This is a genomic window from Moraxella equi (assembly GCF_002027555.1).
Taxonomy (GTDB): Bacteria; Pseudomonadota; Gammaproteobacteria; order Pseudomonadales; family Moraxellaceae; genus Moraxella; species Moraxella equi.
Genome location: NZ_MXAP01000012.1, coordinates 26,302 through 53,152, shown reverse-complemented (window position 1 = coordinate 53,152; position 26,851 = coordinate 26,302). Strand labels below are relative to the sequence as shown.

Sequence of the window (26,851 nt, the reverse complement as noted above, 5' to 3'; positions counted from 1 at the left end):
CAACACGGAGTGCTGAGCAGTTTGTTATTAAATCGGAAAATAATAATTTTAAAGAATTTGATATACTGCCAAAAATAGGCGCTGTTTTTTTAATGAAGACAAAAAAGGTGATTTGCCAATTCGAACAAAATATCATTCTTTCATGATTGTGGAACCCAACATCTGCAAAAAAGTACAATATGTTGAAGTTTACAATATCTTTGGCTTTAAAAAGTTTTATTTATACGATTATCTTAATCAACAAGCACCAAAAACATAACTTAGAGTTTTTTATAATGACAAACGAAACATTTGGTAGAATTTGCTTTGCTGTTGCACTCTTGCTAATAGGCTCAAGAATGCTTGGTGATTATGTCATCTTCCCTTATATTGCAGTAACAAAAGCAGAAAAAGGCGAGTTCAAAGAGGCTTGTGCTTATGTGGTTGACAAGAAAAAAACAACACGGAGTGCTGAGCAGTTTGTTTTTAAATTAAGTAATCGACTTTATGATGAATACGATATATTTCCAACCACAGGTGCATCTTTTTTTATAGAGACAAATGGAATAATTTTCCAATTCGTGCCAAGCATAGATCTTTTGTTGTTATAGAGCCAAACATCTGCAAAAAAGTCCAGTATGTTGAAGTCTATAACATATTTGGCTTTAAAAAGTTTTATTTATACGATTATCTTAACCAACCCTAGGAGATGATTATGTCTAAAATTCAAGTACCTACCGAGAAAGAAGCCGATAATAATTTTGGTGAAAATTTATGAGTGAAATGACAGAAAAAGACAAAAAACAAATAAGAATGATAGAAATAATAGGCGGAGTGATATTAATTTTATATGCACTTTGTCAATGGGTATTTTTTCCTTATATTGCCGTCATAAAAGCAGAGAGAGGTAAGTTTAAAGAGGCTTGTGCTTATGTGGTTGGCACAAAAAAAGCCAAACACTCTGATGATACTATTATTGTCATTAACGGAGAGGATTACATAGACCGAGATATATTACCATTACAGCACAGGGCAAGTATCAAGCAAGAGGAATGGCTCAAATTTCCATTAGGTCAAAACTTTAAAGATTTTCTCAAAGTTGAACCCAACATCTGCAAAAAAGTCCAATATGTTGAAGTTTATAACATCTTTGGCTTTAAAAAATTTTATTTATACGATTATCTTAACCAACCCTAGGAGACGATTATGTCTAAAATTCAAGTACCAACCGAAAAAGAAAGCAATACTTATTTAGTACTAACATTGCCAGCTTATAAGCCATGATTCTTACTGCTAATATTATGGTCTGCATCTGAGAAATATTTATGTTTTTAATTATTTTATTTAGAATTTTATTTTATGTGTTTTTTATTACTTTTTTTGCAATGGCAGCCTATCTAAGCATTGAAAAAAGAAAAAACTCAGAGATATGGAGTGGTAAAAAATCATTAGCTTTTGCTTTTACTGCACTGATGTCTTTTTTCTTGGCGATGTATTTTGCATTTAGTGAACCAAATAGGTTGATTAAATACCATTTAAAAAATAAGTCTTATCATGAGGTTTGTGGTATAATTGATAGTTTTTCTTTTTATGAGAGCAGAGGGTTAAATGAAAAAAGCAAACCTACACGAATAAAAATGAACAATGATATTTATTCGGCAAACCATTTTTACAGTTATGAAAATTTTGATAAATACCAAATAGGAGATAAAATATGTATTCAATATTTTATTCAATTTCAACATATCCACCTTCACTTGCCAAGTGCTAGATTGATATTATATATCACAAAACCAAACTCAACCGTTTATGACAATCACATCAGCTTGACTGATGAATTTGAGGAATTTAGAGATGAACAACCGTAGAATCACAAACAACAAATATATCAAAGATGATATATCAACCAATGAAGTATTTATGTCCATGATAGGTATTGGGAATAATGCTATGTCATTGGGCATTGGCATGGTTAATCTTGGAAAAGAAAATGTTAAGTTGCAAGCAACGAATGACGCATCTGAAATATATAAAATTAATAGAAATATTCTTGATATAAAAGAAGATATGTCTTTTGCCTTTGGTATGCTCTTAACTGATTTAACCTTCTTTATAAAAAATAGTGATGTCGCACAAAAGTTGCTTGCAGGAACTAGAATTGCCGACACAACTGTGGAGATATTTACAGAATATCTTGAGAATAAAACTGTCAATTTGCCAGATATTGCGACCGTAGCATCAGACTTATTTAATGTATTTAGTGATGTTAAACATGTTGTTGTAAAATTTGCACTTGGTGCCGTTAGTCAAATATTTGCGTTTTTAGGAAACCTAGCGTCTGCTGATGAAAAATTGGGCTCAAATATTCATATTGATGATTTGTGGTCTGTTCTCATTAGTTCAGAAATATCCCCAGAGGAATTACAGCAGGCTCTTGAAAAAACCCTAAGTCCATTTAAAAAAGCAGTGGAGGATAAATATAATGATGTGTTAGAGTGGGTGGATGCTTATAGAGAAGACAACATTGCATTGGTTGGCGATGAAGATGGTATTGTAACTAATGATTATATAGAGGGAAACTGGAAACACAATACAATCAAAGGTCTAGACGGTAATGATACCTTAGATGGCAAAGCAGGCAACGACCATCTTTATGGCGGAACAGGCAACGACACCCTAATCGGTGGCGAAGGTGCTGATAATTTGCTTGACGAACAAGGCTACGACACCTACCACATCAAAGACCGTGATACCATCTATGACAAAGACGGCAAAGGCAAAATCCTATTTGATGGCAAGCAACTCCCCAAAGACTTTATTCTAAAAGACGGCACATCGGGCATATGGGAAGCAAAAGACAATCAAGGAAATGTACTCTATACCGCCATCAAAGGTGCCAATGATTTATTAATTACTTCTACCAATTCTCCTGCTGACAGCGTTACCATCAAAGACTTCTTCACCGCCGCCACCATCACAGGCGACAACCACAATGTTTATTCCGCCCTTTCTCTTGTCTTAGCCCGCTCCAAAGAAGAAGCTGACACACATGGTGTCTATACCATCAAGACTGATGATAAACTGCATTCAACCATTCATATCAATGGCTTTGTTTCTGACAACATCGCTGTGATGGGTTCTGATAAAGTGGACTTTATCAATGCACTGGGGGCTGACAAACGCCTTGATATAGACACACAAGGAGGCAATGATGTGATTTATGGCGGTGATGGTCATGATACCCTAAAAGGAGGTGATGGCAATGATGTGATTTATGGCTCTGCAGTCTTTTATGATTTTGAACCCAAAGACAGTCAAAGACTACCTAAGCCAAAACAAGACAAAGAGGGTAATTTAATTGGGGTGGATAAAGATATTATTATTGGTGGCATGGGAAGAGATTTGATTGCAGCAGGGATTGGGGATGATATTATTTGGGTGGACAATGAACAAGCAGAGTCTAATAACACCCATAACAACGACAAAGGAGACTGGGCATTAGGCGGACAAGGAAGTGATGTGATTTATGGGGGAGCAAATAAAGACTTTTTACAAGGTGGGGCGGATAATGATTATGTGTATGGCGGTGGTGGCGATGATGTGATATTGGGTGATGGACATATTAGGTTTGGCATAAAAAATCAAGTGCTACGCAGTGATAATCAGATTTTAAGCATAGAGCATACCTACGACCAAGTCAATCACAAAGAAAACACCCTAAAACAAAAAACCGCAAATTTACAAGACTACAAAACCTTTGAATGGAACATTCAAGTAGATACTGACAAAATGGATTATCTCTTAACCAAACAAAAAGACATTGCTTTGGCAAATAATTACCATCTTTTAGACGAATCATACAAACACAATGCCAATGACTTTTTGTACGGCGGCAAGGGAGACGACCTTATCATCGGTCAATATGGCAATGATTATCTAGATGGTGGTGAGGGTGATGACATCCTATGGGGTGATGATAACAGAGATGAGGATATTGAAGGGAATGACACGCTAAAAGGCGGTGCAGGAAGAGATAGGCTAATTGGTGGCAAAGGGAATGATGCGTATGTGTTTGACCTAGAAGACCTAGCCAAAAGCGGGGCGGATGACAAAACCATCATTGACAGTGATAATGGTGGCATCATCAAAATCAATCATTATGATCTAACAGGCACACAGTTTTTTAAATCCGCCAATGCCAGCAACCTCTACCAAAGCGATGATGGCAAATTTGACTTGATAAGATACGATAACGGCAACTACAGCCTATTAAGCAAAGATTTCAACGCCTCCATTGCCATCAAAGACACCCCCATCACAAAAAATGGCGACAATGACATCTTGCTAGGCATGATACTAAAAGAAACCAAAAACACCGCTCCTATCGTTCATAATCCCGTCTCTGACCAGATGGTGTTGGCAGAGCGAGACATCGCACTCGGTCTTGGCGAGGTATTCTTCGATGCTGATGGTGATGAGCTGACGTATAGCATCCAAGGGGCGGATGGACTGCATTTTGACCCTGCTACAAAGATGCTAACAGGCAGGGCACCTGATAAAGGGGTATTTAACATCACATTGACCGCCACCGACCCCAAGGGCGAGCATGCCAATACCAGCTTCACACTAAGAGTAAATGAACGACCAACGCTCGTCTCTGCCTTGACTCTACCGCTTGTGCTAAGCCAAGATGATGCCATGATGCAGATAGGTCTAGATAAGCTGTTTGTTGATAACGATGGTGATGCGTTAAGTTATTCGCTATCGGCAAATTCTTTGAGCGGTATCTACATTGACAACAATCATCTCATCATAGACCCTGCGACCACAGAGATTGGCATGCATGACATTACCATAACAGCGACAGACAGCTTCGGTCAGAGTGTCAGTACCAATGCCAGCTTTACCATCAAAGGCAGTGAGCCCATCGTGATGCCAGAGCCTGTTCTGCCCATCACGCCAACGCCTGACCCCATCACTGTTGGTAAGCGATATGTGGGCAAGCTCGGTGCTGATGACATCACAGGTGATGATAAAGCCAATACCATCAATGGCCTGACAGGAGATGATGTCCTAAGTGGTGGTCGTGGTAATGACACGCTCATCGGTGGATTTGGTCATGACACTTTAATTGGCGGACTTGATAACGACCTGCTTGTCGGTGGCTATGGCAATGATACTTATCTGTATCACAAAGGCGATGGTCTGGACACGATTCGTGATGTTGGTGGGTTGGATATCTTAAAGATTTCGGGGCTGACGTTGTCTGATTTGGGCTTTGCCAAACAGGGCAATCATCTGTTTATTGATGTCAAGCAAAATGATGATGGCATTATTATTGAAGATTATTTCAAATCAGGCAGTATCATACCAAGCCAAAAATCATCCCCCAACATAGAACGTATCTACATCAATGATAAGTTTGTCGGGCATGATGAGATTATCAAGATGGCGGATGTGATTATTTAAGGTTTAAGGCTAAGAATGTTAAAAAAGAGTGTTTAATAACACTCTTTTTTATGGTCTGCTGATGGCGGATTGTGCCGATTAACCTTGCAGTTGTTTTAGAATCTGACTAATCTCGGCATTGGCTTCGTTTTCGGTGGCTAGGTCGCCATTGGGGGTTAGGTCGTTCATCACTTGTGGTAGTAGCTCGGCAATGCCTTGGCAGACTTCTGTCTCGCTGGCTCCTGTTTGCTGACAGGCACGGTTAATCTCATCTTTACCGAACAGACTCATCACGTCCTGGGCGTCTAGTCCGTCATTATCGGTGTCGATGTTTACCCATGATTGGGCTTTATTGCCCAGTCCGTTACCTTGGAATTTGGCAAGCACGCCTGACAGACCGCCATTTTTTTGGATATAGCCCAGCACGATGGGGATAAGGGCAAGGAGTAGGGTATTTTTGTTAAACCCGCCTTTTTGTTGGGCGGACTGACTGCCAAGCACTTGACCCAACACACTGCCTAGGTCACTGGCAGGCACGTTTTGGCGAGTTTGCCCACCGCCTAGGAGCGAGCCTAATACCCCGCCTAGTCCGCCTTGGGCTTGGGATTGACCGCCAAGTACGCTACCTAGCACGCCACCAAGTCCGCTATTTTGCTGTTGGGCTTGACCGCCTGTTAGGGCATTTTGGGCGACTTGGGTGATGATGTTTTGTAATAAACTCATGGAGTATCCTATCAAATAAATTAAATATTGGCGAAATTGCCAAATCATGCATTATCTTATCAGAATTTTGGTGAACCTGCGTTATTTTTATTAAAGGTTTTTGTAAATAGATGAATTATTAAGCGACGTGGGTTTGTTTATAGTGGTGTCTGTTTTATTTACATCATGCCAAAAATTGACATAAGAAACATAACGATTTGGCTTTTATAAAAAATAGTATGGACATTGATTTGCCCCGTGATTATCTTGTAAAGTCATGGATTTGCCCCCATGATGGGTTATTCTAAGCTGTTTTTGAGCCATTTTTGAGCCATTGCCATGACCGATTTATCTGCTGTTTTTGACCTTATTTATGACATTGTGCCTGCCGATGTGGTAGATGATGTTAATATGACGGATGCTTTGCATTTTGCTTTGACTGAGCGTCTGATAACCGCCGATGACGTGGCGTGTGTCAGTCATTTTTTTGATGCACGCCGTCTGCCTTGCCCCATGCCTTTGTTAAAGGCAAAAGTAACCTTGCGAGATGTGGGGGCAGGGCGGGGGTTGTACCTGCTTGCCACTGATAAAAATTCACAAACCGACCTTGTGGCGTATTGCCAAAAAAACGGGCTGACGGTCAAGACATGGGCGTATGGGCAAACAGATACAATCTTTCACTTTTTAATTAGGGCGTGTTGAACGTTGGTATTTGCAATGAAAAATACCTGTTTAAAAAAGCAAGGGGACTGCCTGTTTTTTAAGGAAAAAATGAAGTTTGATAGCCACTCTATCAAACAAAATTTTGACGATGAAAAACTAGATTTGACCATTTTTCATGCAAAAATAATTTAAAATCATAAAATTTCACCAAATGTTAATAAATGTTATCAATGTTCACATGTCCTAACAAAAAGGTGTAAAAACCGCTAGCATTTGGGCGGATTTCGGCTTAAAATGGGGCGATATTTAAACTGATGATTTGTTGGTAGAAAGAAAACATGCCCAAAAATTATGATTATGATGGTTTTGATGACTTTGACGATTATGGCGGTGATTATGCCGATGAGCGTGATTTTAAGTCGTCTGATATGTTAGATGAAGATGAGCTAGATGATGGATTAGATGAGCTTGACGGTTTTTCTGATGGGCTACTGTCTGATGAGTTGTTATCTGATGAATTAGACGAATTGGACGGCTTTCATGAGATTGATGACGCTGATGGGCTGGCATTCGATGAGTCAGAGAGTGAATTAGAAACGGACGAGCAGTCCCATGATGGGGCAAGCCTTGCTCCTGTGCTTGCCAACCATACTAGCCACGCCCCCAGTGCCGTACCACGTTATGACGTCGCCACCAAGGATTTGGTGCCTGCCATGCCTGCCAATTTGACCGCCCCTGGGGTGAATTTGGGGGCGTACATCAATACCGTACATCAGATTCCTATCTTGACCCCCGACGAAGAGCGAGAGCTTGCCGAGCGGTACTATCAAGATGGCGACGTGGAAGCGGCACGGCTACTGGTCATGAGTCATTTGCGGTTTGTGATACACATCGCACGCAGTTATTCAGGGTATGGTCTGTCGCAGGCGGATTTGATTCAAGAAGGTAATTTGGGACTCATGAAAGCGGTCAAACGCTTTGACCCTACCAAGGGCGTACGCCTTGTGAGCTTTGCGGTGCATTGGATTAAGGCGGAGATTCATGAATTTGTCATCAAAAATTGGCGGATTGTCAAAGTTGCCACCACCAAAGCACACCGTAAGCTGTTTTTTAATTTGCGTAGCCTTAAAAAATCAAGCAATCAGCTTACCTTAGAAGAAGCCGAAGCCATCGCCAAAGACCTAAACGTCACGGTCAAGCAAGTCCTAGAAATGGAATCACGTTTGACCAGTTATGATGCGTCCTTTGAGCTACAAGACTCTGACGATGAAGATGGGCGTTATGCTCCCCAGCTCTTTTTGGAGGATGGGGTCAATCCTGCCGAGATGGTCGAAGATGCCGATTGGGAAGAGAATACGACCACCGCCCTAAAAGAAGCGATGGACGGCTTGGATGAGCGTTCTCGGGACATCATCACTCAGCGTTGGCTTGCCGACCAAAAATCCACTTTGCATGACTTAGCGGCGGTCTATAACATCTCAGCCGAGCGGGTGCGTCAGATTGAGAAAAACGCCATGGATAAAATCCGTGAAGCAATGACCATTGATAACATGCTCTTTGATTAGAACGAACAGATGAACAAATGATAAACTGGATAAAAGTAGCAGGTGTGAATCTTGCGACAGCGGTGGCACTTGGGGCGTTTGGGGCTCACGGCTTAAAGAAAATCGCCACGCCTTATGAGCTTGATATTTGGCAGACTGCCACACTCTATCTGTTCGTGCATGGCTTGGGGATATTGGCGTTGGGCATGTTGGGGGTGGTATCTGCCTATCGCATTCATAGGGTTGCCATGACCTTGCAAATAGGCATTGCCATTTTTAGTGGTACGCTTTACTTGATGGCACTGGGGATGCCTAGATGGCTTGGAGCGATAACCCCAATGGGCGGAACGCTACTTATCATCGGCTGGCTGATGTTGGTTTTTGTCAAAAAGTCTGATGGCTGATGGGTTGATTAATCATGATAAAAGGGCAAATGGTTTTGCTCTTTTTGTTTTTATCCAAAAATCGCCATGCCCCACAGCACCGCCACCAAAATAAGTGCCAGCGACTGAGCAGATGAGCCAACATCTTTGGCGATTTTGGCAAGGGGGTGATGCTCCATAGATGTGTGGTCAACGGCAGCTTCTAGGGCAGTGTTAAAAAACTCCACAATGAGCGATAAAAATGAGCCAACAATCAACATCATCTTAACCGCCAAAGCAAAATCCAGCCATAATGCCAAGCCCATTAAGGGCAAATGTAACATCATTAACTGAAAAATGGCAGGTTCTTTTAAAGCCACTTTAAAACCGTCTTTGGAATAAGATAGGGTTTTGATGATACGTTTTAAGCCTTTGGTTTGGTTGAATGCGGACATGGGTTTTTCCTGCGTGATAATGGTTGATTATAGCATTTTTTCAATATTGACAAAATCCGAGATTTTGGGATAATGACAAAAACACTTGGATAAATAAGTTATGATTACCCTAGACCTACCCCCAGAAATGCAAGAAACCATCACCATCACCGCCGAAAAACAAGGCGTAAGCGTCAATGACTATATCCTAAACGCCATCAAAGCCACTTTGGAAAATGATATGCCTAAGCATATTGATGATGTCATGGTCTTTGATATGGACGTGATGCAAGAACGGTTAAAAGGCTTTGAAAGTAAGGAGGAAGCTCTAAAAAACGGCATATTGGTGCCAAAGTTTGAGACCATAGAGGAGCTTAGACATTGGACAAGAAATGTTTCGCCTACTTTGGGGAAAAATGCATGAATGTTCTTTTTTCTCATTATTTGAAAGGCGAACTAAACAATCTTGATGAAGCTACAAAGGATGCGATTGATGAATTTATCTTTTGCGTAACCAATCGTGGCATTAAACACTTAAAAGGTCGCAACAAATCGTCCGTCCTACCAAATCCCCGCACCAAAAAAGAACTCAAGCACGCCAAATTTGCCCAAAAATACTGCCTGCACCATTATCATCTTGGCGTGCCATGTTATGTCAAGCAAGCCAATGGCGATTTGACAAGCGAATATATTTTGCATTATTGTCATTATGATGGCGTCATTGTGCTGGTGGATATTAGTACGCACCCACCGTTTGATTTGCCAAGCGTGGACAAATTGACTTACTGACTGCTAATGGCGGTTTTTTTATGTGAAGTTTATGGTTATTTCAAGTATAATAACCCTTTTATGTTGATTAAGAAATCCCTATGAAGAAGCTCTTATCCGAAATCCAAAAACGCCGTACTTTCGCCATCATCAGCCACCCTGACGCAGGTAAAACCACAATGACCGAAAAGCTCCTACTGTGGGGGCAGGTCATTCAAACCGCAGGCGAAGTCAAATCTCGTAAAACCGACAAACACGCTACCTCCGACTGGATGAGTATGGAGCAAGAGCGGGGGATTTCTATTACCACATCGGTAATGCAATTTCCCTATGGCGAGTGTATGGTAAACCTACTAGACACCCCCGGACACGCCGATTTCTCAGAAGACACTTACCGCACTTTGACCGCCGTTGATAGTGCCTTAATGGTGATTGACGGGGCAAAAGGCGTGGAAGAGCGGACGATTAAGCTAATGGAAGTTTGTCGTATGCGAGACACACCCATCATCAGCTTTGTCAATAAACTTGACCGTGAAATCCAAAATCCGCTCGCCCTGCTTGATGAAATTGAAAGCGTGCTAAAAATCACATGCGTGCCGTTTTGCTATCCCATTGGTATGGGGCAAGATTTTGTGGGCGTGTATAGCTTTTTGGATGGCAAAACTTATCTGTACAAAAAAGGCTTTGGTACACAAATCACTGCCATTGAAACGCTTGACGGCTACGACCACGAACACATCAAAAGCCGTTTGGGTGAACTGCTTTGGAATGAGTTTTTGGAAGGTGTGGAACTTGCCGAAATGGCGTTTGGCGATTGGGACGAAAATGAATTTTTGGCAGGCAAACAAACGCCCGTCCTATTTGGTACAGCACTTGGCAACTTTGGCGTGAATATGGTGCTAGACACCTTAACCAAATACGCCCCTGCCCCAAAAGACCACACGGCGGTTGAACGAGTGGTCAAGGCGGACGAGCCAAACTTTACAGGTTTTGTCTTTAAAATCCAAGCCAATATGGACCCCAAACACCGAGACCGTGTCGCCTTTATGCGAATTTGCTCTGGCAAATACGAACGGGGAATGAAAATGAACCACATTCGCATTGGCAAAGAAGTGCGAGTCTCGGACGCGTTGATGTTCCTAGCAGGCGACCGTGAAAGCCTAGAAGAGGCGTATACTGGCGACATTATTGGCTTGCACAATCACGGCACGATTCAGATTGGGGATAGTTTTACCAGTGGCGAAACCTTGAATTTTACAGGCATTCCGCACTTTGCCCCTGAGTTGTTTCGCCGTGTGGTGCTAAAAGACCCACTCAAATCCAAGCAATTACAAAAAGGCTTGCAACAGCTTAGTGAGGAAGGAGCAACCCAAGTCTTTATGCCCCAAATCAATAATGATTTGATTTTGGGAGCGGTGGGCGTGCTACAATTTGAAGTGGTGGCACATCGTTTGCTCGAAGAATATAAGGTGCAATGTAGCTTTGAGCCAATTAGTATCGCTACCGTGCGGTGGGTGCATTGTGATGATAAAGTGGCGTTTGAAAAATTTAAGAAAAAAGCCCACGACCAACTGTCCTTAGACGGCGGTGGTTATCTGACCTACCTTGCCCCAAGCCGTGTCAATTTGCAGTTAATGCAAGAGCGGTATCCAGAAGTTGAGTTTAGGGCGACTCGTGAACACTAAAATATTCATAATTTAAGGAGTGAAAAATGAGTGCGGGTTTAATTGAACATCTAAAACGCAAAACCAACGAAGATGATAATGTTAAAATCTTATTGTCTCAATGGGAGTTTGACCAAAAATTGGTTGGAAAAGCATTGGAAAATATCGCCAGCTATTATCCGCATTTTAGCAGTCACAATGAATCACACTCACACCAAATCTTAGTGAATATTGAACGCCTATTGGGAGACAATATTCACTTACTATCAGCAACAGACACTTGGTTATTATTGGAATCTGCGTATTGGCACGATATTGGTATGCTATTTAATAACCAAGAAGTCTTGGAAGTTATTAATAACAAAGAGTTTAAAGAATATATTGAAAATTTAGCCAATGACAATACTCAAGATTTGCATGATTTTGCTAAAGTTTGGCATTTACAGGGTTGGCAAAATGCTCTCATTATGTATGATAATCCTATCTTGGGCACAGAGAGATATCGTCAATTAATTGCTGAATGGTATCGTCGCAAACATCCTACCCAATCTCAAAAGGTCATATCAGACCCATTTTTATCACTTGGCATTAATTCGCCACGCACAGAACTTTTACCCAAACGCATTTATCGTTATTTGGGTCAAATTTGTTTGGCTCATGGTGCAAGTTTTGAGCAAGTAATGAATGATTTGCCTTATCGACAAACAGGTATGGGAACAGAAAACTGCCATCCTAGATTTATTGCTTGCTTATTGCGATTGGGAGACTTATTTGATATTGACGACAATCGTTTTTGTCCTGTAATGATGAAGCAAGTTGTTAAGACTCCTACTTTAAGTACAGCTCATCAGAACAAACATTTGGCAATTCGAGAATTTCAGTTAGACAATAAAACAGTTAGTATTACAGCAGAATGTAAAGATGAAGATTCTTATATCCAAACTCAAAGTTGGTTTGAGTGGCTAAAAGAAGAAATGCAAAACCAAATGTCACAATGGAAAAACATTGTGCCACATCGCAAGTTTGGTTTATTACCAACCATTCAAAAATTAGATGTAAAAATGGCTTCATCTAAAATTCTTTTGAATAATAAACCGATGAAATTTTCCTTGGATGAAAAAAATGCCATTGAATTATTACAAGGAAGTAATTTGTATGATGGTGAATCCAATATTTATAGAGAGCTTATCCAAAATGCCATAGATGCAACTTATCTAAGAATATGGATAGAACACGGTATCAAAGAGAACTCCATCAAAATTACCGATGATTCACATCCTTTTCACGAGAAATTCCAAGAAATATTACAAAAATATCCAATAGATATTGATTTTAAAAAATTGGAAGACGATTTGGATTCAGATGTTAGCATTTGGCAATTATCGATTACCGATAAAGGTACGGGAATTAGTTTGCAAGATTTGCAATATATGCAAAAAATCGCAGGCTCTAGCCGTAATATTGAAAAGAAAAGACTGATGCAGGATATGCCCATTTGGATGAGACCATCTGGAGCATTTGGCATTGGTTTGCACAGTGCATTTTTATTATTAAAAGATGGTAAACCCGAAAATAATAAAATTATCATAGAAACTACAAGTATCGCTGATAATGCGTCTTATAAAATAGAAATGACTTCGCCACTTTCAGGCAATCAAGGTTATTGTTTTATAGAAAAAATAAGCCAAGATGAACATATGAAAAGAGGATATGGTACGAAGTTGATGTTGAATATTTCAGTTAAAAACAGAAATATTTTTGAATTAATGGAGAAAATTAAATTCTATAAGAATCAAAATACAGAATCTCACAAAATGATAAAGAATCTTAATATGCTATCTGACAATTTAGTAGATGATATCAATATTGAAATAAAAAAAGAGAAAATGATTGAAGTTATCAAAAATTCTCCTTTTTATTTCCAAATAAATCAAAAATTAATGCCCCCTTCTAAAAATTTTAAAATTTGGAACAAGGAGTACAGTCTATATTGTACCATTACAAATTTTGATACAAGCTCATTGGTTGAGATGAAAGGAGAAATCAAAACGCTTGTTAAAGGACAAAATGTTGGCTTGCTTGATTCTTGTGATATAGATAAGCTTTGTTTATTTGGTATTCAAATTGATTTTTATGGATTGGAATCAAAAGAGGTGTTGAGCTTTAATAGAAACTCTTGGACTAAGAATTTTATGAATTATATTGAAAATGGTAATTTCATAAAGAGTTTGATGTTAAATTTGGTCAATACTAAAATAAATGAAGCCAAAAAAATATTAATAGCATAGTAAACAAAAATAATGATAAATTAAATATTGATGATTATATTAATGTGATTTCTGTATATTATTTTGGAGAAAACAAAACCAGCAACCAACAATGGAAAAATCTAAAATTTTTCCCAAAATCATCAAAGTTTGGAGTTGATATTGAGAATAAAAACAATTTTTCTAGTCTTATTAATTTAAATGAATTTTGTATCATAGAACATGAGCCATTTCAAGAAATTCAAGAAATTTCAAACAATGAAGTTTCTGTATCTAACGATTCTTATTATGGAAGCTTAATAGAACAATCAAATTTTTTTAAATACTTTATTTTTGAATGGCATAAATTAGGTGGTTTAATTATTAAAATGAGAAAAGAATATGATATTTATGATGATTCTGAAGAAGAATATACCAGTGATTATTTTAGCGTGTATCACTTCAAAAAGCACTCTGGCTCAGAAAATTTCTTAATTTGTTATTTTTTAAATCAATATCTAGAATCCAGTGAGTTGCTTTGGGTTATGACTCTTGATGATTTGGAGAAATGCGGATTGATTGGGTATGATGAGCTATTTGTGTATACAAATATTCATAAAAATCTTATTTCAAAAAATGATTTTGATAAAAATCCTTTTATTATTATGCCATTTAAACAAGTTACGATTGATTGGAAAAACAAAAAACTACAAATGCTAGATGCAGGCACCATATTCAATGCAACTTCTTGCGAATTAAACAAAAAAGAAGATTATGTAAAAAATTTATACACAAAGTTAAGCCAAGAAATTATTAACAAAATTTCTAATATTCCTAAGTTAAAAGATATGATAGAGATTGAGCAAGACGCAACCTAGAAAATGGCAAAAACTCCATAATGTTTTTCAAGATTGATTTAGGGTTCATGGTTATAGTTGGTGAGTTATGGCAACAAAATATGGATTGAATGCAGAATTGTATTTTTGGAGAGAAGAATATTATGGCGATTTTTCGGAGATTGAGTTAAAGGCAATCAAAGAACAAGCTAATCTTGTTTATAATAAATTAATCACAGCTCAAATCATATTATTAAATCCGCCAAGTTATGACGATGATAAAGAATTTTATCAAGAGTTAAAAGGCAACAGCCAATCATAACATCAGCAATTACCATCAAAAGACCAACAACAATGAAATCTATGCTCATCTGCCCCATCTGCCATACTGCCTTAAATTTACAAGGCAAAACTTACACTTGCCAAAACCGCCACAGCTATGACATTAGCAAGGACGGCTATGTCAATTTGCATGTCGTTCAACACAAAAACAGCCACACCGCAGGCGATACGCCAGAATCGGTGCAGGCTCGCAGACGCTTTTTGGCGGGCGGATTTTATGAGCCACTTCGCACCAAAATCAGCCAAGTGATTGCCGACCTATCGCCTAAAACGATACTAGACATCGGCTGTGGCGAAGGCTATTATACGAGTGAGCTTGCCAAAACCGCCCCTGTCATTGGGCTAGACATCGCCAAAACCGCCATCATCACCGCGTCAAAAACTTATAAAAATCAAGCTGTTGGTAAAAACACCACTTGGGTGGTGGGCACAGGTTCGGTGCTACCTGTGGCGGATGGCAGTGTGGACATTTGCACGAGCTTTTTTAGCCCTTTACCAAAGTCTGAGATGGTCAGAGTGCTGACGGCAGGCGGTCATTTGCTGGTTGCCACGCCCGCCCCACGCCATTTGTACGCAATGCGTGAGCAGTTGTTTGAGCGGGTTAATTTGCACAATCCTGCCAAATTTATCACTGAACTGTCGCCAGAATTTACGCTGATTGATGAGTGGCAGATTGACGCACCGCTGTGCTTGGATAGCCAAAATTTGTCCGATTTGATAGATATGACGCCCTATACTTATAAAGCCAAATTGGATAAAAAAACCGCCCTAAAAACCCAAAATAACTTTGAAGCTACAGCGTCATTTTGTTTGTATCTTTTTAAAAGGACACAGGGGTGATGGTTAATGCTCCCCCTTTGGTGGAGCAGGGGCAAACCACCCGACAAGAAGTAAGCCAAGCCCCACGCCAATAAACGACACAATACGAGCCACGCCCCCACTATTACCCAAATCAATCAAAAACAATTTGCCAACCACCACGCCAATCAGGCTGACACCCACCACCCACAGCGAGCGAGCCTCCCGTTTTGTGCCCGTCATCATCAGCCCAATGCCCATCACCGCCCACAGTAGGGACAGACTGGTTTGAATGCCAAAATCGCCAAAGAACGCCCCAAAGTCCCACGCCACACCGCCATAAAAATGCCAAGTCCGCACCACCACCGCACTGACACACAGCCAGACAAGCACCGCCCCCGCCTTAATCAAGAGCGAACGATAAAGGCTCATTGCTTGGGTGTTTAACGCCTTGACAAACAACACAGCCAAGCCCAATTGCACCATATCCACCGCATTGATGACGGGCAATCTGCTACCAATCGCCACAGGCTGTGAGACCGCCACATCAACCAGCCAAAGGCTTGCCACGCTAAGGCATAGTAGCACGCCCCACTTTTGATAGGCGTTGGCAAACCGCCCAAAATACGGCACAAACAAAACCGCCCCAAGCAAAATCAAACTTGCCACACCCCATAGGTGAGCAAGGCTTTCAAGCGGACTTTGGGCGAGCATTAGACTTGCCACGCCAAGCACAAGGGCAAGGTTGGCAAAATGCACACGGTTTGCCCATAGGGGGCGTAGTGTTTGACTGGCAATGATGATCGCTCCCAAACCGACACTTGCTATGCCAAGAACGGCAAGGGCGAGCGTGGTCGGACTCTCCAAAACGGTATTGATAAGGGTTAATGCCATTAATAGCATAAAACTTAGACTGATTAAGGCAAGGGCGTGCCAATGGCGGTTAGTGATGACTTTGGCGACTTTGACAAATACCGCCAACACCGCAAAACTCGCCCACAGCGACCAACCAAAGTGTAAGTTGTTGTTAATAATACGATTTTCCAAAAGCGAGCCAAAGCCTGTCATTAAGCCTGCCAGTCCAAACAAAATCGTCAAAACGCCCGACCACAACAGCAGGGGCGACCGCTTAGTTTCTTGGTGGGGATTAAGGTGCAACGCCCCTGCCAAAATAAGCATAGCCAGTCCCGAACTTAGGGTAACAATGCCAATATTATTAAGTAAATCAATGGCATAAATCAAAGTCCACGCACAGGCAACAGGGGCAACCACCGCCACCACTTTATTGCAAGTCCGATACGCCCACACGCCAAGCAGGATAAGTCCGACAATCAGCACCCAAGTTGTCGCTAACTCACCAAACCACAAACTTGGCAAAATTAAGACGTGCGTTAGGGTCAGTCCCAAGCCGATGTTTTGGACGCTCGTTTCCCAACGAGCCGATTTGTCCGCCCCTTGCCAATTGTTCCACAGCCCATAGACCAAAAACCCTGCCAGCACCTGCCACAGCGTGCCGTAATCGCTACCTAAGCCATTGCCTGCCAAAATGTGTTCGCCATATGAGTCGTGATATTCGCCAAACCACAAAATCGCACTTAACACAAACAACAACAAGGCAAAACAGCGAACCTGCACCGCCTGTTGCCTTAGTCCAAAGGCATAGACCAATGCCCCTTGCAACGCCCACAGCCCAATCGCCAGCCTACCATCAAAGCCAAGCCCAATGCCAAGTGCCACAAACAAGCCTGTCAAGAGCCATAAGGCATAGGCAAGGGTTGGCTCATTGTCCTTGTTGGTTTTTGTCAATAGAGCAAAAACCACATACAGCCCTGCCAAGCCAAAAGCCATTAACATTGTCGCTTTATCGCCCACAAGCGTAACAGCGTTGTACAAAAACAAAAACCCTGCCAAGGCACTGCCAAACAGCACCCCAGCGTCCACCTTGCCTGCTTGCAAGCCTGACTTAATATAATGCTCAAAAATCACGGCAAGCGGTGCGTCATTGGCAAGGGACGGCAACTGTTCATTGGTGCAAGTGCGACTGTACGCACACACCATATAGCCATACAACGCCAAATGATAAACGCCAAACGCGGTACTGGCAAGCCACGCCCCAAGCCGTTCGCCGTCATCAAGTCCACCTTGCCACAAAAAGGCAATGAAAAAAGTCCCTGTCACGCTAATGGCATTTAGGCTACGCCACGCCCGCCAGTTGGCGATGACGGTGATGCCTGTGTTAAGTGTCGCCAAATAAGCAAACAACGCCAGATAATTATTACTGCCTGTGGCGGTCAAAAGGGGCGTTGCCAAGCCACCAAGCAGGGCGATTTGTGCCAAGATTTTGGCGTCTTGGCGGACGGCAAGGGCGATTTTGGCAACGACCGCCAGCACCATTAACACAAAGGCGGTGGTGGGTGAGAGCAGGTGAGCCAGTTTGAGCGATGCCAAAGTGGTCAAATACATCACCGCAAGCCCAAAGCCTTGTAAAATCAAGCCATAGTCTCGGCGTTTTTGGGTTAGGCGTAATCCCACGCCTGTGGCAATAAGCCCCGACACGCCCACCGCCAAATACCGTAGCCAAAGCGGTGTTTCAATATAATGGCTTGCCAATTTTAATAAAAACGCCAAGCCCAAAAACAGCACCACAATGCCCACTTTTAAAATCGGATTGCCTTTGCCAAACCACGCCAAAACAGGCTGTATGACGGACATTGGTTCGGGGCGTTTGGTTGGTTTGATTTTTTTCTTAAAGTGGGGGCGTGCCTTGCCTTTTGGATTTGTCGGTAGGCTTGGTGTGGTGATTGGCTCGGTCTGTCCGAGTGGTTGTGTGTTGATTGGCTCGGTTGGTTGATTGGTTTGCTCGGTTGTGTGGCTTGGAATTTCGGTATGATTGTCCGTTGTGGGGCTAAAAGGTGTGGCAGTCCATTCGGGCAATGGCTCGGATAAAGATTGGGGCGGTTGGTGCGAGACGGTTGGCGAAATATTTGCCAAAGGGTCTGAGGTTGGGAATGTGTTTGGCGTGCTTGGGGCAGGCGTGTGAGCAATCGTATGGTTAAGGCTTGCTTTGTGCCTAAGGTCATTGGCGTGTTTTTGTCTGTCCAATTCTTTGTACAAACGGTTGATTTCATTTTGCAATTCATCAAGCCGTTCGCCAAGCGTATCAATCTGACTTTTATGCCCGAGCACCATTATAAATAGAACAATAATTACAATCGTTGCAAACACCGCCATCGCACACCCCAAAAAAATGTTTGATATAGCATAACATAAATTTTGGACATAGGGAATTAAGAATGTTTATTGATTGTCTTTATTTTTAGCCCATTTTTAAAGCATAAAAAAGACAACCCTGCAGGATTGTCTTTTTTGTCCGCCCTTATGACTTGCCAAACGGATTGGGTTTGGGGGTGTTGGGGTTGGACGGTGGTAGGATTGGGTGTTGGAACTTGGGCTGTTCGCCTGTCAAAGTCTTTAAGAACGCCACAACATCGGCAATTTCTTCATCGGTAAAGTCTTTGTTCAGCTGAATTTTACCCATAATTTTAACCGCTTCTTCTAGGGAATTGACTTGCCCATCGTGGAAGTAGGGGTAGGTTAGCTCAATGTTACGCAGGGTTGGTACTTTAAATTTAAGTTTGTCTTCTGGGTTGCCTGTGACCGCAAAACGACCTTCGGCTAGGTTTTTGGTGGTGTATTGCTCAAATACGCCAAATTTTTGGAATGAGCCACCACCCAACAGTTCGCCATTATGACACGCCACACAGCCTGAGGTTTTAAAGGTTTGGTAGCCACGCAGTTCTTGCTCGGTAATGGCATTGTCATCGCCAGCGAGCCACTTATCAAAACGGCTGTTTGGTGTAACAAGCGTGTCTTCAAAACTTGCCAAAGCCTTGGTCACTTGCTCAATGGTAATGGCATCGGTGTAGTCGCTAAATGCGGATTTGAACTCATCTTGATAAGCAGGAATGCTGTTTAATACTTCCACAACATGTTCGTGGGTGGATGCCATTTCAAGTGGGTTTTCGATTGGGCCACCCGCTTGTTCTTGTAAGTTTTTGGCTCGTCCGTCCCAAAACTGAGCGATGGCAAGACCGCTGTTTAACACGGTGGGTGAGTTAATCGGACCTTCCGCCCATTTGTGTCCGATGGAGGTTGTCATATTGTCCGTACCGCCCATTGCTAGGTTGTGGCAAGAGTTGCACGACAGACCGCCCGATTTGGAAAGGCGGGTGTCAAACCACAATTTTTGACCAAGGGCGACAACGGCAGGGTTGTCAATTTGGGGAATGGCGATGGGTTTGATGGGTTCATCAGGGCGAGTGCTGACCAGACTTGTCATGCTGGCAAGGTGATGGGCTGTGGTTGCTCCGTGTAGCCCTTGTGCTGTGGTAGGCGTGCTGGCAGTGTTAGACCCTACCTTATCTGTGGCGACAAGTTCGCTTTGGCTTGGGATTCGGGCGTATTCGGTCAGCATAAACAGACCGATAAACACAACCGCCAACACGACCAATAGGCACGAGACGGTAATCATTGACAAACCTAATTTTTTCATGGCTATCCCCTAAGGATTGGCTGGGGCGTGTTGAGCCTTTATAGCACTATTTACAATTTAGAAGTAAATTAATTGTTTTTGCATGAAAAATAGCTAAATCTTGTTTTTCATCGTCAAAAACTTGTCTGATAGAACAACTATCAGCCTACGTTTTTTCCTTGAAAAACGGGCGATTTCCCCTATTTTTCATTGCAAATATAAAAGCTCAATACGCCTAAATACACATTTTATTTATGGATTTAATATTAAAATGCTTTGCTAAATTTGTATATTGCAAAAAATTGATTATTTAAATAAAATTAATTTATAACCAAGTATTATAGTAAGAATTCAGCAAAAGTTTTGTGGATTTGAAACATAATAAACACAAATAACAAAGCAGGTCTTGATGTTGGTCAATAATAATGCACTCATTCCTAAAATTTATAAAAATAAATCATTTGCCAAACTTTGCTAATATTTTTATTTTTGTAGATGGGCTTTTATTTATTTTTGACAATATATGAGGTGTTAGCATAAGGATAGCCACCGTCACTAAAGCACACGGAAATGTTGTGTGCGTTGGAATTGTCCGCCTGTATCACAACCCATTGTTGAAATACAGACAGGGTTTCTGCAATCGCCTACAAGAATTCCAAGCGTTTTAACGATTAGGAATTTAAAACCTGCTTGGTGTTTTGCCATGGAAAGTGTGCAGAGTTGGAACTGGAGTGGGATTGTAGTTGGGGCGGATTTTTTTATAAACAAAAATAAATGACAAGTACATGACGGTTTATTATGATTTTCTTACTCATTTTTTCTTTAGACTCAACAATTTTATGCTGATATTTGTTGAAATTGTGTTATAATAAAAAGTATATATGCCTAGAATTTGCAATAAATGAGCAATACTTGTGCCACCGGTTGCATTTAAAGTGTTTGTGAAAGCACCTTATTAAAGGGTTTGGCTTGATTTGTTTAAGTCATTGCTGGGTTATTTAGAAGTAAAAGCAGGTTTTGGCAGAATTTAGGGTGATGTTCATGTACCATCATGTAACCCACCAATCATTTTCCATAAGGAGTGTTTTATATGCCCCAAAATACCACACCAGCCACAGGGCGTTATCAGGGTTTGATTCTCTCGATGTCGCTTTTTATGGCATTGATTTTTGTCTTACTTGCATTTACCTTTTATGCATCAAACGTGCTAGAGCGCAACTCTAACTTGGCGAACGCCACACACTGGGTTGCCAACGACACGCAATCACTCATTAAAGACATTTTTGACATGCAATTAAGCTATGGTGAGGACATCACGTCCCCCCACATGAAAACGGTATTGACTCGTCTAGATGCCACCAGTAAATCTATTGATGCAACTTTGACTGCCATTGAAAATGCTGGTATCTACCATGACTTGCATGGTGATGTTCATCAGCTGCCAAAGGTGACAAATGAAAGTACAATCGCCCAGTTAAAGGTGGCACGAGAACAATGGAATGCTCTAAAACCTAGGGTAGATGCGTATCTGGCGGTGGCGAGCGATATTACTGCAGATTCTATTACGCCACTGCGTTTGGTAGGTGAGCAAGCCAAAATTTCATCTTTGGCGATGAATGACGCTTTGCATGATCTAACTTCTGACGTAACGAACATTGCCGAAACTCAGGCTCGCAATATTCGTATTATTCAGCTCGTTGGGGTGGGTGCGATTTTGGCGTATTTTGCCGTGTTTATTCTCATCGTGCTAAGACGTCTGCGTGAGTCGGATGCTAAGACCGAAGCGGCACGTCAAGAAACCGCGGAGATTATGCAGACAGTGAATACTGGTCTGTTCCTGCTTGACAGAGACCTAAATATCGGTCAGCAACACTCAAAAGCACTGATAGATATTATTGGTACTGAGCGTTTGGGTGGTGAGAACTTAAATACCGTACTACGTAACCGCATTTCCGAAAAAGACCTTGACACCACACAAAAATTTATTGATCAGTTGTATAATCCTCGTGTTAAAGAAAAACTGGTGGACAGCTTAAACCCTTTAAATAAGGTAATGATTCAGCGTGAGAGTGAAGATGGTACCAGTGAGAATCGCTATCTTGACTTTAAATTCTCTCGGGTGTATGAAGGCAAAGACATTGCTCGTATCTTGGTGAACGTCAATGACATTTCAGATGCGGTACGTCTAGAGCAACGTCTAGAACAAGAACGTGTCCAAAATGACATGCAGATTGAGATGCTTACCACCATCTTGAACGTAAGCCCTAGTGTGATTAGTGAGTTCATTGACAATACGCACAAGCATATTGAGAAAATGAATAACACCTTGAAAAACCCTGGTAGCTCACAATTTGAACTGCAAAACAAAACTAAGTCACTGTATCGTGAAATGCACAGCTTAAAAGGTGAAGCATCGGCACTTAAACTACATAGCTTTACCAAGATTGCCTCTGAGGCGGAAAATAAGCTACATGCACTACAGAATCAAGCAACGCTATCGGGTAATGATTTCTTACCATTGACTGTGCATTTGGATGAACTGCTTAGCTTGTCTAACACCATTACAGGTCTTGGTGAGCGTATTAATGCCGCTGCCCGCAACATGATGGGGCATGCTCAACCAGAAATGCCAAAGACTCAAGAGGACTACCTAAGAACTGAAACGGCTCAGATTAGCAAGCCTGCCATGGTAGACGCCAAAGAAGAGCTGGGCAATTATTTAGAGCAGTTTGCCCAAGACATTGCCGAACGTCAAGGTAAACTTGTACAACTAGACACTCAAGGGTTGGAGGGTCAACAGATTCCTGCACGCCTAAAAACCGTCACCAAAGAGTTGTGTGTTCAGCTACTTCGTAATGCCATTGTTCATGGTATTGGCTCGCCCACCGCTCGTGTCCAAAATGGCAAAAACGAGATGGGTACCGTAAAAGTAATGGTGCAGTCTTACGCAGGAGATAATAAGAGCGACTTTATTTTTAGTATGGAAGATGACGGCAGGGGCATTGACTATGAAGCGATTCGTCAGCGTATTATTGCCAAAGGCACTTATACTGAAGATGAGGTGTATGCCTTTGAAAAGAGTCGCTTATTGAACACCTTGTTCTCATCAGGATTTAGCACCAAAGATCATGCTGATGAAGATGCTGGACGTGGTGTGGGTCTAGATATTGTTAAAGACCGTGTTAGAGAATTTGGTGGTAAGATTAATGTACAAAGTGAAGAGGGTCAATTCTGTCGCTTTGTGATTAAATTGCCAATGTAATATGGTAAGCCCCGTAGGTAAATGCTTGCGGGGTTCCGGTGGAGTTTATTTATGTATAAATTAATGGTTGTAGACGATTCAAATATCATTCGAAATCGTATTCAACGTGCTTATAATAACGAAAAATTCATGTTGGTTGCTACAGCATCTAACGGCTCTGATGCAGTGGAGAAATTTAAATTGCATCAACCTAACGTGGTAACCATGGATTTAACCATGCCACACATGGATGGATTGGAATGCATTGAAAAGCTAGTATCGCTAGATGAGGATGTTCGTATTCTCGTGGTCTCAGCTTTGTCAGATAAAGCTACGGGTATTCAGGCGTTATCATTAGGTGCCAGTGGTTTTCTATGCAAACCCTTTTCTGACGAAGAGTTGGTTTTGGCACTTGATGAGCTGATGCATGATTAGTCTCTATTCAATAAGTGATGATGTGTCATTTATTGATAATTTGTCAGTTTTAAAGAAATTTTAAGGGTAATCCTATTGCTTTATTTGAAAATTCATTTTAAGATAGGGCATAGTAAACAAAAAGAGAATTAGCATGAAAGCAGAAAAATTAAACGTATTTATCAGCTCGGTTATGGCATTTTTTGACCAAGTTGGCGAGAAACTTACAGAGGTGGACACGCCTTATCTAAACAGCAATGCCACACCGCTAGCTTATGATTATAGCGGTATTATTACCATCACAGGTCCTTTGACGGGCTGTGTATATGTAAGTGCTGAAACGCCATTACTGCGCGACCTGCTCATCACACTGGGTGAGCCTGAGAATTCATTGGCGCTATTAAAAGACCTTATTGGTGAAGTGGCAAATACGGTATCGGGTAATGCACGCACAGAGTTTGGTTCGGATTTTATCATCTCGCCACCTAAGATTGTGGATGGGGCTCCCAGTGTCAGCTTCTTGCCCAAAGATAAGCGCACTTATGTCATTCCTTTTCATTGGCGTGAGCATGATGGTGTGATTGGTATTTGTGTTGGTTATACCAACTAATAACGTTGATAAAATTGCCCATGCCAGTCATGGGTGATTTTTTATTTGCTTTGATGGCATAAAAGTGTTATAATAAGTGGCTTTTTTAAGCATTTTATTTAACGAACCCTAATGACACACACGAATTAAAGTCCGGATTATCTATGTAGGACTTGCTTTTGGCTTATCGGGGTGTTTGTCTTATTTAAGAGTCTTGATGGACTTTAATAAGATGAATTCGGTAAGACTCATTCGTGGAGGCATAACCCAAATTTTAAGGACACATCATGTCAAATCCTACTCAAATCGCCATGCGTGACTTGCTAGAAGCCGGTGCTCACTTCGGTCACCAAACTCGCTACTGGAACCCTAAGATGAATCAATACATCTTTGGTGCACGTAACGGCATTCATATCATTAACCTTGAACACACTGTTAAGCAGTTCAATGAAGCCTTAACTTTTGCTAACGGGCAAGCTGCTAACCGCAACAAAATCCTATTTGTTGGCACCAAGCGTGCGGCAGGTCAAGCCATCCGCGAGCAAGCACAACGTGCTGGCATGCCATACATCGACCATCGTTGGTTGGGCGGTACTTTGACCAACTGGAAAACCATTCGCCAATCCATCACTCGTCTAAAAGAGCTGGAAAAGCAAGCCGAAGACGGCACTTTTGCCAAGCTAACCAAACGTGAAGCCTTAGAGCGTACCCGTGACATGGAAAAACTAGAGCGTGCTTTGGGTGGTATCAAAGACATGAATGGTCTGCCTGATGCGATTTTTGTGATTGACGTTGACCACGAAGCCATCGCCATCAAAGAAGCCAAAAATCTAGGCATTCCTGTGATTGGTGTGGTTGATACCAACTCAAACCCTGATAACGTAGATTATGTCATCGCAGCCAATGACGATGCCATCCGTGCTGTAACTCTATATGCCACTGCCATGGCTGATGCCATCATCGCAGGCAAAGAGTATGCTAAAACTCAAGGCAAAGGTGGCGAGCAAGCTCAAGAAGCAAACGCCGAACAAGCTGAATAATCCTTAGGGTTATGATAAAAGGCGTGAATGTCTGCATAAACGTTCATGCCTTTTTTGATAAATTTGTCATCAAGCATTCATGATGGTATGATATGCTATATTTAAAATAAGTTTAAAAGGTAACTACCATGTCTCAAGTATCTGCAAAAACCGTAAAAGAACTCCGTGACCGTACTGGTCTTGGCATGATGGAATGCAAAAAAGCCCTAGAAGAAGCAAATGGCGACATCGAGCTTGCCATTGACAACCTGCGTAAATCAGGTCAAGCCAAAGCCGCCAAAAAAGCAGGTAACATCGCCGCTGATGGTGCCATCATCATCGCCCAAACGGCTGGCAAAGCACTCCTACTAGAAGTAAACTGCCAAACTGACTTCGTCGCCAAAGATGAAAACTTCACCGCATTTGCCAACAAAGTGGCTGAGCTTGCCCTAGCAAACAACATCACAGACGTGACTGCTATCTCTGCACTGTCTTATGAAGATGGTGTAAGCGTAGAAGAAGCTCGTGTTGCCCTAGTACAAAAAATCGGTGAGAACGTACAAGTTCGCCGTGCCGAAATCATCGAAGGTGCTAACCTAGCTGCTTACCGTCACGGTCTGCGTATCGGTGTTGTGGTATCTTATGAAGGTGGTTCAGAAGAGCTTGGTAAAGTCGTTGCCATGCAAGTTGCTGCCTTCAACCCACTGGCGGTAAACGAAGAGAGCGTGCCTGCTGACATCCTAGCTCGTGAAAAAGACATCATCGAAGCCAAAGCCAAAGAGTCAGGCAAGCCAGAAGCGGTTGTCGAGAAGATGATTACTGGTGGTGTTCAAAAGTACCTAAACGAAGTGACTTTGGTAAATCAGCCTTATGTCATCGACAACGACAAAAAAGTTGGCGATGTCCTAAAAGCCGAAAACGCCACTGTTATCAGCTTCAAACGCCTAGAAGTTGGTGAAGGCATTGAGAAAAAGCAAGAAGACTTCGCTGCCGAAGTTGCTGCCGCCCAAGCTGCCGCCCAAGGTTAATATGCCACTACCTAAAAACCCAATCTTGTGATTGGGTTTTTTATTGTCTGCACTAACGGTTGGTATATGTCTTCGGGTGAACGGTTTTCCGTTATGGTTCGACAAGCTCACCACGAACGAAAAACCTAATGTGGTGTATTTTGAGCTTAATTAATTATATGTCATGATATATCCAAACAACTCCAAAAGTGCTACAAGCTTGTTTTTGGGCTAAGGTGTACAATGCGTGCTATCAAAAGCCTA

At 41.7% G+C, this 26,851-nt stretch carries 23 protein-coding genes; 19 read left to right on the top strand and 4 right to left on the bottom strand.

The genetic code is table 11. The features are described 5' to 3' along the window. Window positions 1-275 precede the first annotated feature (275 nt). The 4 genes from B5J93_RS01185 (at window position 276) to B5J93_RS14285 (ending at window position 5,448) form a co-directional block, all read left to right on the top strand. Window positions 276-590 (top strand): hypothetical protein, encoded by a 315-nt coding sequence (locus B5J93_RS01185; RefSeq protein WP_143823465.1) that lies wholly within the window; start codon window positions 276-278, stop codon window positions 588-590. 163 nt (window positions 591-753) lie between these two features. Then, the gene (locus tag B5J93_RS01180) at window positions 754-1,176 is read left to right on the top strand and encodes a hypothetical protein (RefSeq protein ID WP_079324037.1); all 423 of its coding nucleotides are present in this window, start codon (window positions 754-756) and stop codon (window positions 1,174-1,176) included. A gap of 128 nt (window positions 1,177-1,304) precedes the next feature. Beyond that, window positions 1,305-1,847, top strand: a complete 543-nt coding sequence (locus B5J93_RS01175; protein ID WP_079324036.1) for a hypothetical protein — start codon at window positions 1,305-1,307, stop codon at window positions 1,845-1,847. Then, window positions 1,834-5,448 (top strand): putative Ig domain-containing protein, encoded by a 3,615-nt coding sequence (locus B5J93_RS14285; RefSeq protein WP_079324035.1) that lies wholly within the window; start codon window positions 1,834-1,836, stop codon window positions 5,446-5,448. The genes B5J93_RS01175 and B5J93_RS14285 overlap by 14 nt, the downstream gene beginning before the upstream one ends. Window positions 5,449-5,526: 78 nt before the next feature. On the opposite strand, the gene B5J93_RS01165 is transcribed toward B5J93_RS14285, so the two are convergent. Then, window positions 5,527-6,150: a YidB family protein gene (locus B5J93_RS01165; RefSeq protein WP_079324034.1), complete on the bottom strand. Its 624-nt coding sequence runs from the start codon at window positions 6,148-6,150 to the stop codon at window positions 5,527-5,529. A gap of 318 nt (window positions 6,151-6,468) precedes the next feature. Between B5J93_RS01165 and B5J93_RS01160 the strand changes: the two genes are divergently transcribed. From B5J93_RS01160 to B5J93_RS01150, 3 genes are all read left to right on the top strand, one after another. Next, window positions 6,469-6,831: a sulfurtransferase TusA family protein gene (locus B5J93_RS01160; RefSeq protein WP_112742559.1), complete on the top strand. Its 363-nt coding sequence runs from the start codon at window positions 6,469-6,471 to the stop codon at window positions 6,829-6,831. A gap of 674 nt (window positions 6,832-7,505) precedes the next feature. Beyond that, window positions 7,506-8,357 carry an RNA polymerase sigma factor RpoH gene (gene rpoH, locus B5J93_RS01155; protein WP_208624110.1) on the top strand — a complete coding sequence of 284 codons (852 nt, stop codon included), beginning with the start codon at window positions 7,506-7,508 and terminating at the stop codon, window positions 8,355-8,357. A 17-nt stretch (window positions 8,358-8,374) separates the two neighbouring features. Then, the gene (locus B5J93_RS01150) at window positions 8,375-8,740 is read left to right on the top strand and encodes a DUF423 domain-containing protein (RefSeq protein ID WP_079324033.1); all 366 of its coding nucleotides are present in this window, start codon (window positions 8,375-8,377) and stop codon (window positions 8,738-8,740) included. A 50-nt stretch (window positions 8,741-8,790) separates the two neighbouring features. On the opposite strand, the gene B5J93_RS01145 is transcribed toward B5J93_RS01150, so the two are convergent. Then, a complete protein-coding gene (locus B5J93_RS01145; RefSeq protein WP_079324032.1) occupies window positions 8,791-9,153 on the bottom strand; it encodes a diacylglycerol kinase in 363 nt (120 codons plus the stop codon). Between the two features lie 100 nt (window positions 9,154-9,253). On the opposite strand from B5J93_RS01145, the gene B5J93_RS01140 reads away from it, so the two are divergent. The 7 genes from B5J93_RS01140 (at window position 9,254) to B5J93_RS01110 (ending at window position 15,828) form a co-directional block, all read left to right on the top strand. Continuing rightward, entirely contained in the window at window positions 9,254-9,556 is a 303-nt protein-coding gene (locus tag B5J93_RS01140; protein ID WP_079324031.1) for a toxin-antitoxin system HicB family antitoxin, read from the top strand. Next, window positions 9,553-9,921, top strand: a complete 369-nt coding sequence (locus B5J93_RS01135; protein ID WP_079324030.1) for a hypothetical protein — start codon at window positions 9,553-9,555, stop codon at window positions 9,919-9,921. The genes B5J93_RS01140 and B5J93_RS01135 overlap by 4 nt, the downstream gene beginning before the upstream one ends. 80 nt (window positions 9,922-10,001) lie before the next feature. Continuing rightward, window positions 10,002-11,585, top strand: coding sequence for a peptide chain release factor 3 (locus B5J93_RS01130; protein WP_079324029.1), 1,584 nt, complete (start codon window positions 10,002-10,004; stop codon window positions 11,583-11,585). Window positions 11,586-11,611: 26 nt separating this feature from the next. Beyond that, window positions 11,612-13,852, top strand: a complete 2,241-nt coding sequence (locus tag B5J93_RS01125; protein ID WP_079324028.1) for an HD domain-containing protein — start codon at window positions 11,612-11,614, stop codon at window positions 13,850-13,852. Window positions 13,853-13,896: 44 nt separating this feature from the next. After that, window positions 13,897-14,688, top strand: a complete 792-nt coding sequence (locus tag B5J93_RS01120) for a hypothetical protein (protein ID WP_079324027.1) — start codon at window positions 13,897-13,899, stop codon at window positions 14,686-14,688. Between the two features lie 67 nt (window positions 14,689-14,755). Next, window positions 14,756-14,968, top strand: a complete 213-nt coding sequence (locus B5J93_RS01115; protein WP_079324026.1) for a hypothetical protein — start codon at window positions 14,756-14,758, stop codon at window positions 14,966-14,968. Window positions 14,969-15,009: 41 nt separating this feature from the next. Then, window positions 15,010-15,828 carry a putative RNA methyltransferase gene (locus B5J93_RS01110; RefSeq protein WP_079324056.1) on the top strand — a complete coding sequence of 273 codons (819 nt, stop codon included), beginning with the start codon at window positions 15,010-15,012 and terminating at the stop codon, window positions 15,826-15,828. A gap of 3 nt (window positions 15,829-15,831) precedes the next feature. Here B5J93_RS01110 and B5J93_RS01105 read toward each other — a convergent pair whose 3' ends face one another. Both B5J93_RS01105 and B5J93_RS01100 read right to left on the bottom strand, forming a co-directional pair. Beyond that, entirely contained in the window at window positions 15,832-19,017 is a 3,186-nt protein-coding gene (locus B5J93_RS01105; RefSeq protein WP_079324025.1) for a DUF2339 domain-containing protein, read from the bottom strand. A gap of 145 nt (window positions 19,018-19,162) precedes the next feature. Beyond that, window positions 19,163-20,338 (bottom strand): cytochrome-c peroxidase, encoded by a 1,176-nt coding sequence (locus B5J93_RS01100; protein WP_228144826.1) that lies wholly within the window; start codon window positions 20,336-20,338, stop codon window positions 19,163-19,165. Window positions 20,339-21,407: 1,069 nt separating this feature from the next. Between B5J93_RS01100 and B5J93_RS01095 the strand changes: the two genes are divergently transcribed. The 5 genes from B5J93_RS01095 to tsf all read left to right on the top strand — a co-directional run bounded on the left by B5J93_RS01095 (window position 21,408) and on the right by tsf (window position 26,608). Then, the gene (locus tag B5J93_RS01095; protein ID WP_079324024.1) at window positions 21,408-23,579 is read left to right on the top strand and encodes an ATP-binding protein; all 2,172 of its coding nucleotides are present in this window, start codon (window positions 21,408-21,410) and stop codon (window positions 23,577-23,579) included. A gap of 51 nt (window positions 23,580-23,630) precedes the next feature. Then, window positions 23,631-23,993 carry a response regulator gene (locus B5J93_RS01090; protein ID WP_079324023.1) on the top strand — a complete coding sequence of 121 codons (363 nt, stop codon included), beginning with the start codon at window positions 23,631-23,633 and terminating at the stop codon, window positions 23,991-23,993. A 133-nt stretch (window positions 23,994-24,126) separates the two neighbouring features. Continuing rightward, on the top strand, window positions 24,127-24,582 hold the full coding sequence (locus B5J93_RS01085) for a chemotaxis protein CheX (protein WP_079324022.1): 456 nt from the start codon (window positions 24,127-24,129) through the stop codon (window positions 24,580-24,582). A 266-nt stretch (window positions 24,583-24,848) separates the two neighbouring features. After that, window positions 24,849-25,601 carry a 30S ribosomal protein S2 gene (rpsB, locus tag B5J93_RS01080; protein ID WP_079324021.1) on the top strand — a complete coding sequence of 251 codons (753 nt, stop codon included), beginning with the start codon at window positions 24,849-24,851 and terminating at the stop codon, window positions 25,599-25,601. A 128-nt stretch (window positions 25,602-25,729) separates the two neighbouring features. Next, the gene (gene tsf, locus B5J93_RS01075) at window positions 25,730-26,608 is read left to right on the top strand and encodes a translation elongation factor Ts (protein ID WP_079324020.1); all 879 of its coding nucleotides are present in this window, start codon (window positions 25,730-25,732) and stop codon (window positions 26,606-26,608) included. Window positions 26,609-26,851: the final 243 nt, after the last annotated feature.

Bases quoted from the DNA above. Each gene is read 5' to 3' on its own strand.
- B5J93_RS01145 (WP_079324032.1), bottom strand. From the start codon at position 9,153: ATGTCCGCATTCAACCAAACCAAAGGCTTAAAACGTATCATCAAAACC.
- B5J93_RS01135 (WP_079324030.1), top strand. From the start codon at position 9,553: ATGAATGTTCTTTTTTCTCATTATTTGAAAGGCGAACTAAACAATCTT.
- B5J93_RS01130 (WP_079324029.1), top strand. From the start codon at position 10,002: ATGAAGAAGCTCTTATCCGAAATCCAAAAACGCCGTACTTTCGCCATC.
- B5J93_RS01160 (WP_112742559.1), top strand. From the start codon at position 6,469: ATGACCGATTTATCTGCTGTTTTTGACCTTATTTATGACATTGTGCCT.
- B5J93_RS01140 (WP_079324031.1), top strand. From the start codon at position 9,254: ATGATTACCCTAGACCTACCCCCAGAAATGCAAGAAACCATCACCATC.
- rpsB (WP_079324021.1), top strand. From the start codon at position 24,849: ATGTCAAATCCTACTCAAATCGCCATGCGTGACTTGCTAGAAGCCGGT.
- B5J93_RS01175 (WP_079324036.1), top strand. From the start codon at position 1,305: ATGTTTTTAATTATTTTATTTAGAATTTTATTTTATGTGTTTTTTATT.
- B5J93_RS01115 (WP_079324026.1), top strand. From the start codon at position 14,756: ATGGCAACAAAATATGGATTGAATGCAGAATTGTATTTTTGGAGAGAA.
- B5J93_RS01085 (WP_079324022.1), top strand. From the start codon at position 24,127: ATGAAAGCAGAAAAATTAAACGTATTTATCAGCTCGGTTATGGCATTT.
- tsf (WP_079324020.1), top strand. From the start codon at position 25,730: ATGTCTCAAGTATCTGCAAAAACCGTAAAAGAACTCCGTGACCGTACT.
- B5J93_RS01125 (WP_079324028.1), top strand. From the start codon at position 11,612: ATGAGTGCGGGTTTAATTGAACATCTAAAACGCAAAACCAACGAAGAT.
- B5J93_RS01185 (WP_143823465.1), top strand. From the start codon at position 276: ATGACAAACGAAACATTTGGTAGAATTTGCTTTGCTGTTGCACTCTTG.
- B5J93_RS01165 (WP_079324034.1), bottom strand. From the start codon at position 6,150: ATGAGTTTATTACAAAACATCATCACCCAAGTCGCCCAAAATGCCCTA.
- B5J93_RS14285 (WP_079324035.1), top strand. From the start codon at position 1,834: ATGAACAACCGTAGAATCACAAACAACAAATATATCAAAGATGATATA.
- B5J93_RS01090 (WP_079324023.1), top strand. From the start codon at position 23,631: ATGTATAAATTAATGGTTGTAGACGATTCAAATATCATTCGAAATCGT.
- B5J93_RS01180 (WP_079324037.1), top strand. From the start codon at position 754: ATGAGTGAAATGACAGAAAAAGACAAAAAACAAATAAGAATGATAGAA.
- B5J93_RS01100 (WP_228144826.1), bottom strand. From the start codon at position 20,338: ATGAAAAAATTAGGTTTGTCAATGATTACCGTCTCGTGCCTATTGGTC.
- B5J93_RS01095 (WP_079324024.1), top strand. From the start codon at position 21,408: ATGCCCCAAAATACCACACCAGCCACAGGGCGTTATCAGGGTTTGATT.
- B5J93_RS01105 (WP_079324025.1), bottom strand. From the start codon at position 19,017: ATGGCGGTGTTTGCAACGATTGTAATTATTGTTCTATTTATAATGGTG.
- rpoH (WP_208624110.1), top strand. From the start codon at position 7,506: ATGCCTGCCAATTTGACCGCCCCTGGGGTGAATTTGGGGGCGTACATC.
- B5J93_RS01150 (WP_079324033.1), top strand. From the start codon at position 8,375: ATGATAAACTGGATAAAAGTAGCAGGTGTGAATCTTGCGACAGCGGTG.
- B5J93_RS01110 (WP_079324056.1), top strand. From the start codon at position 15,010: ATGCTCATCTGCCCCATCTGCCATACTGCCTTAAATTTACAAGGCAAA.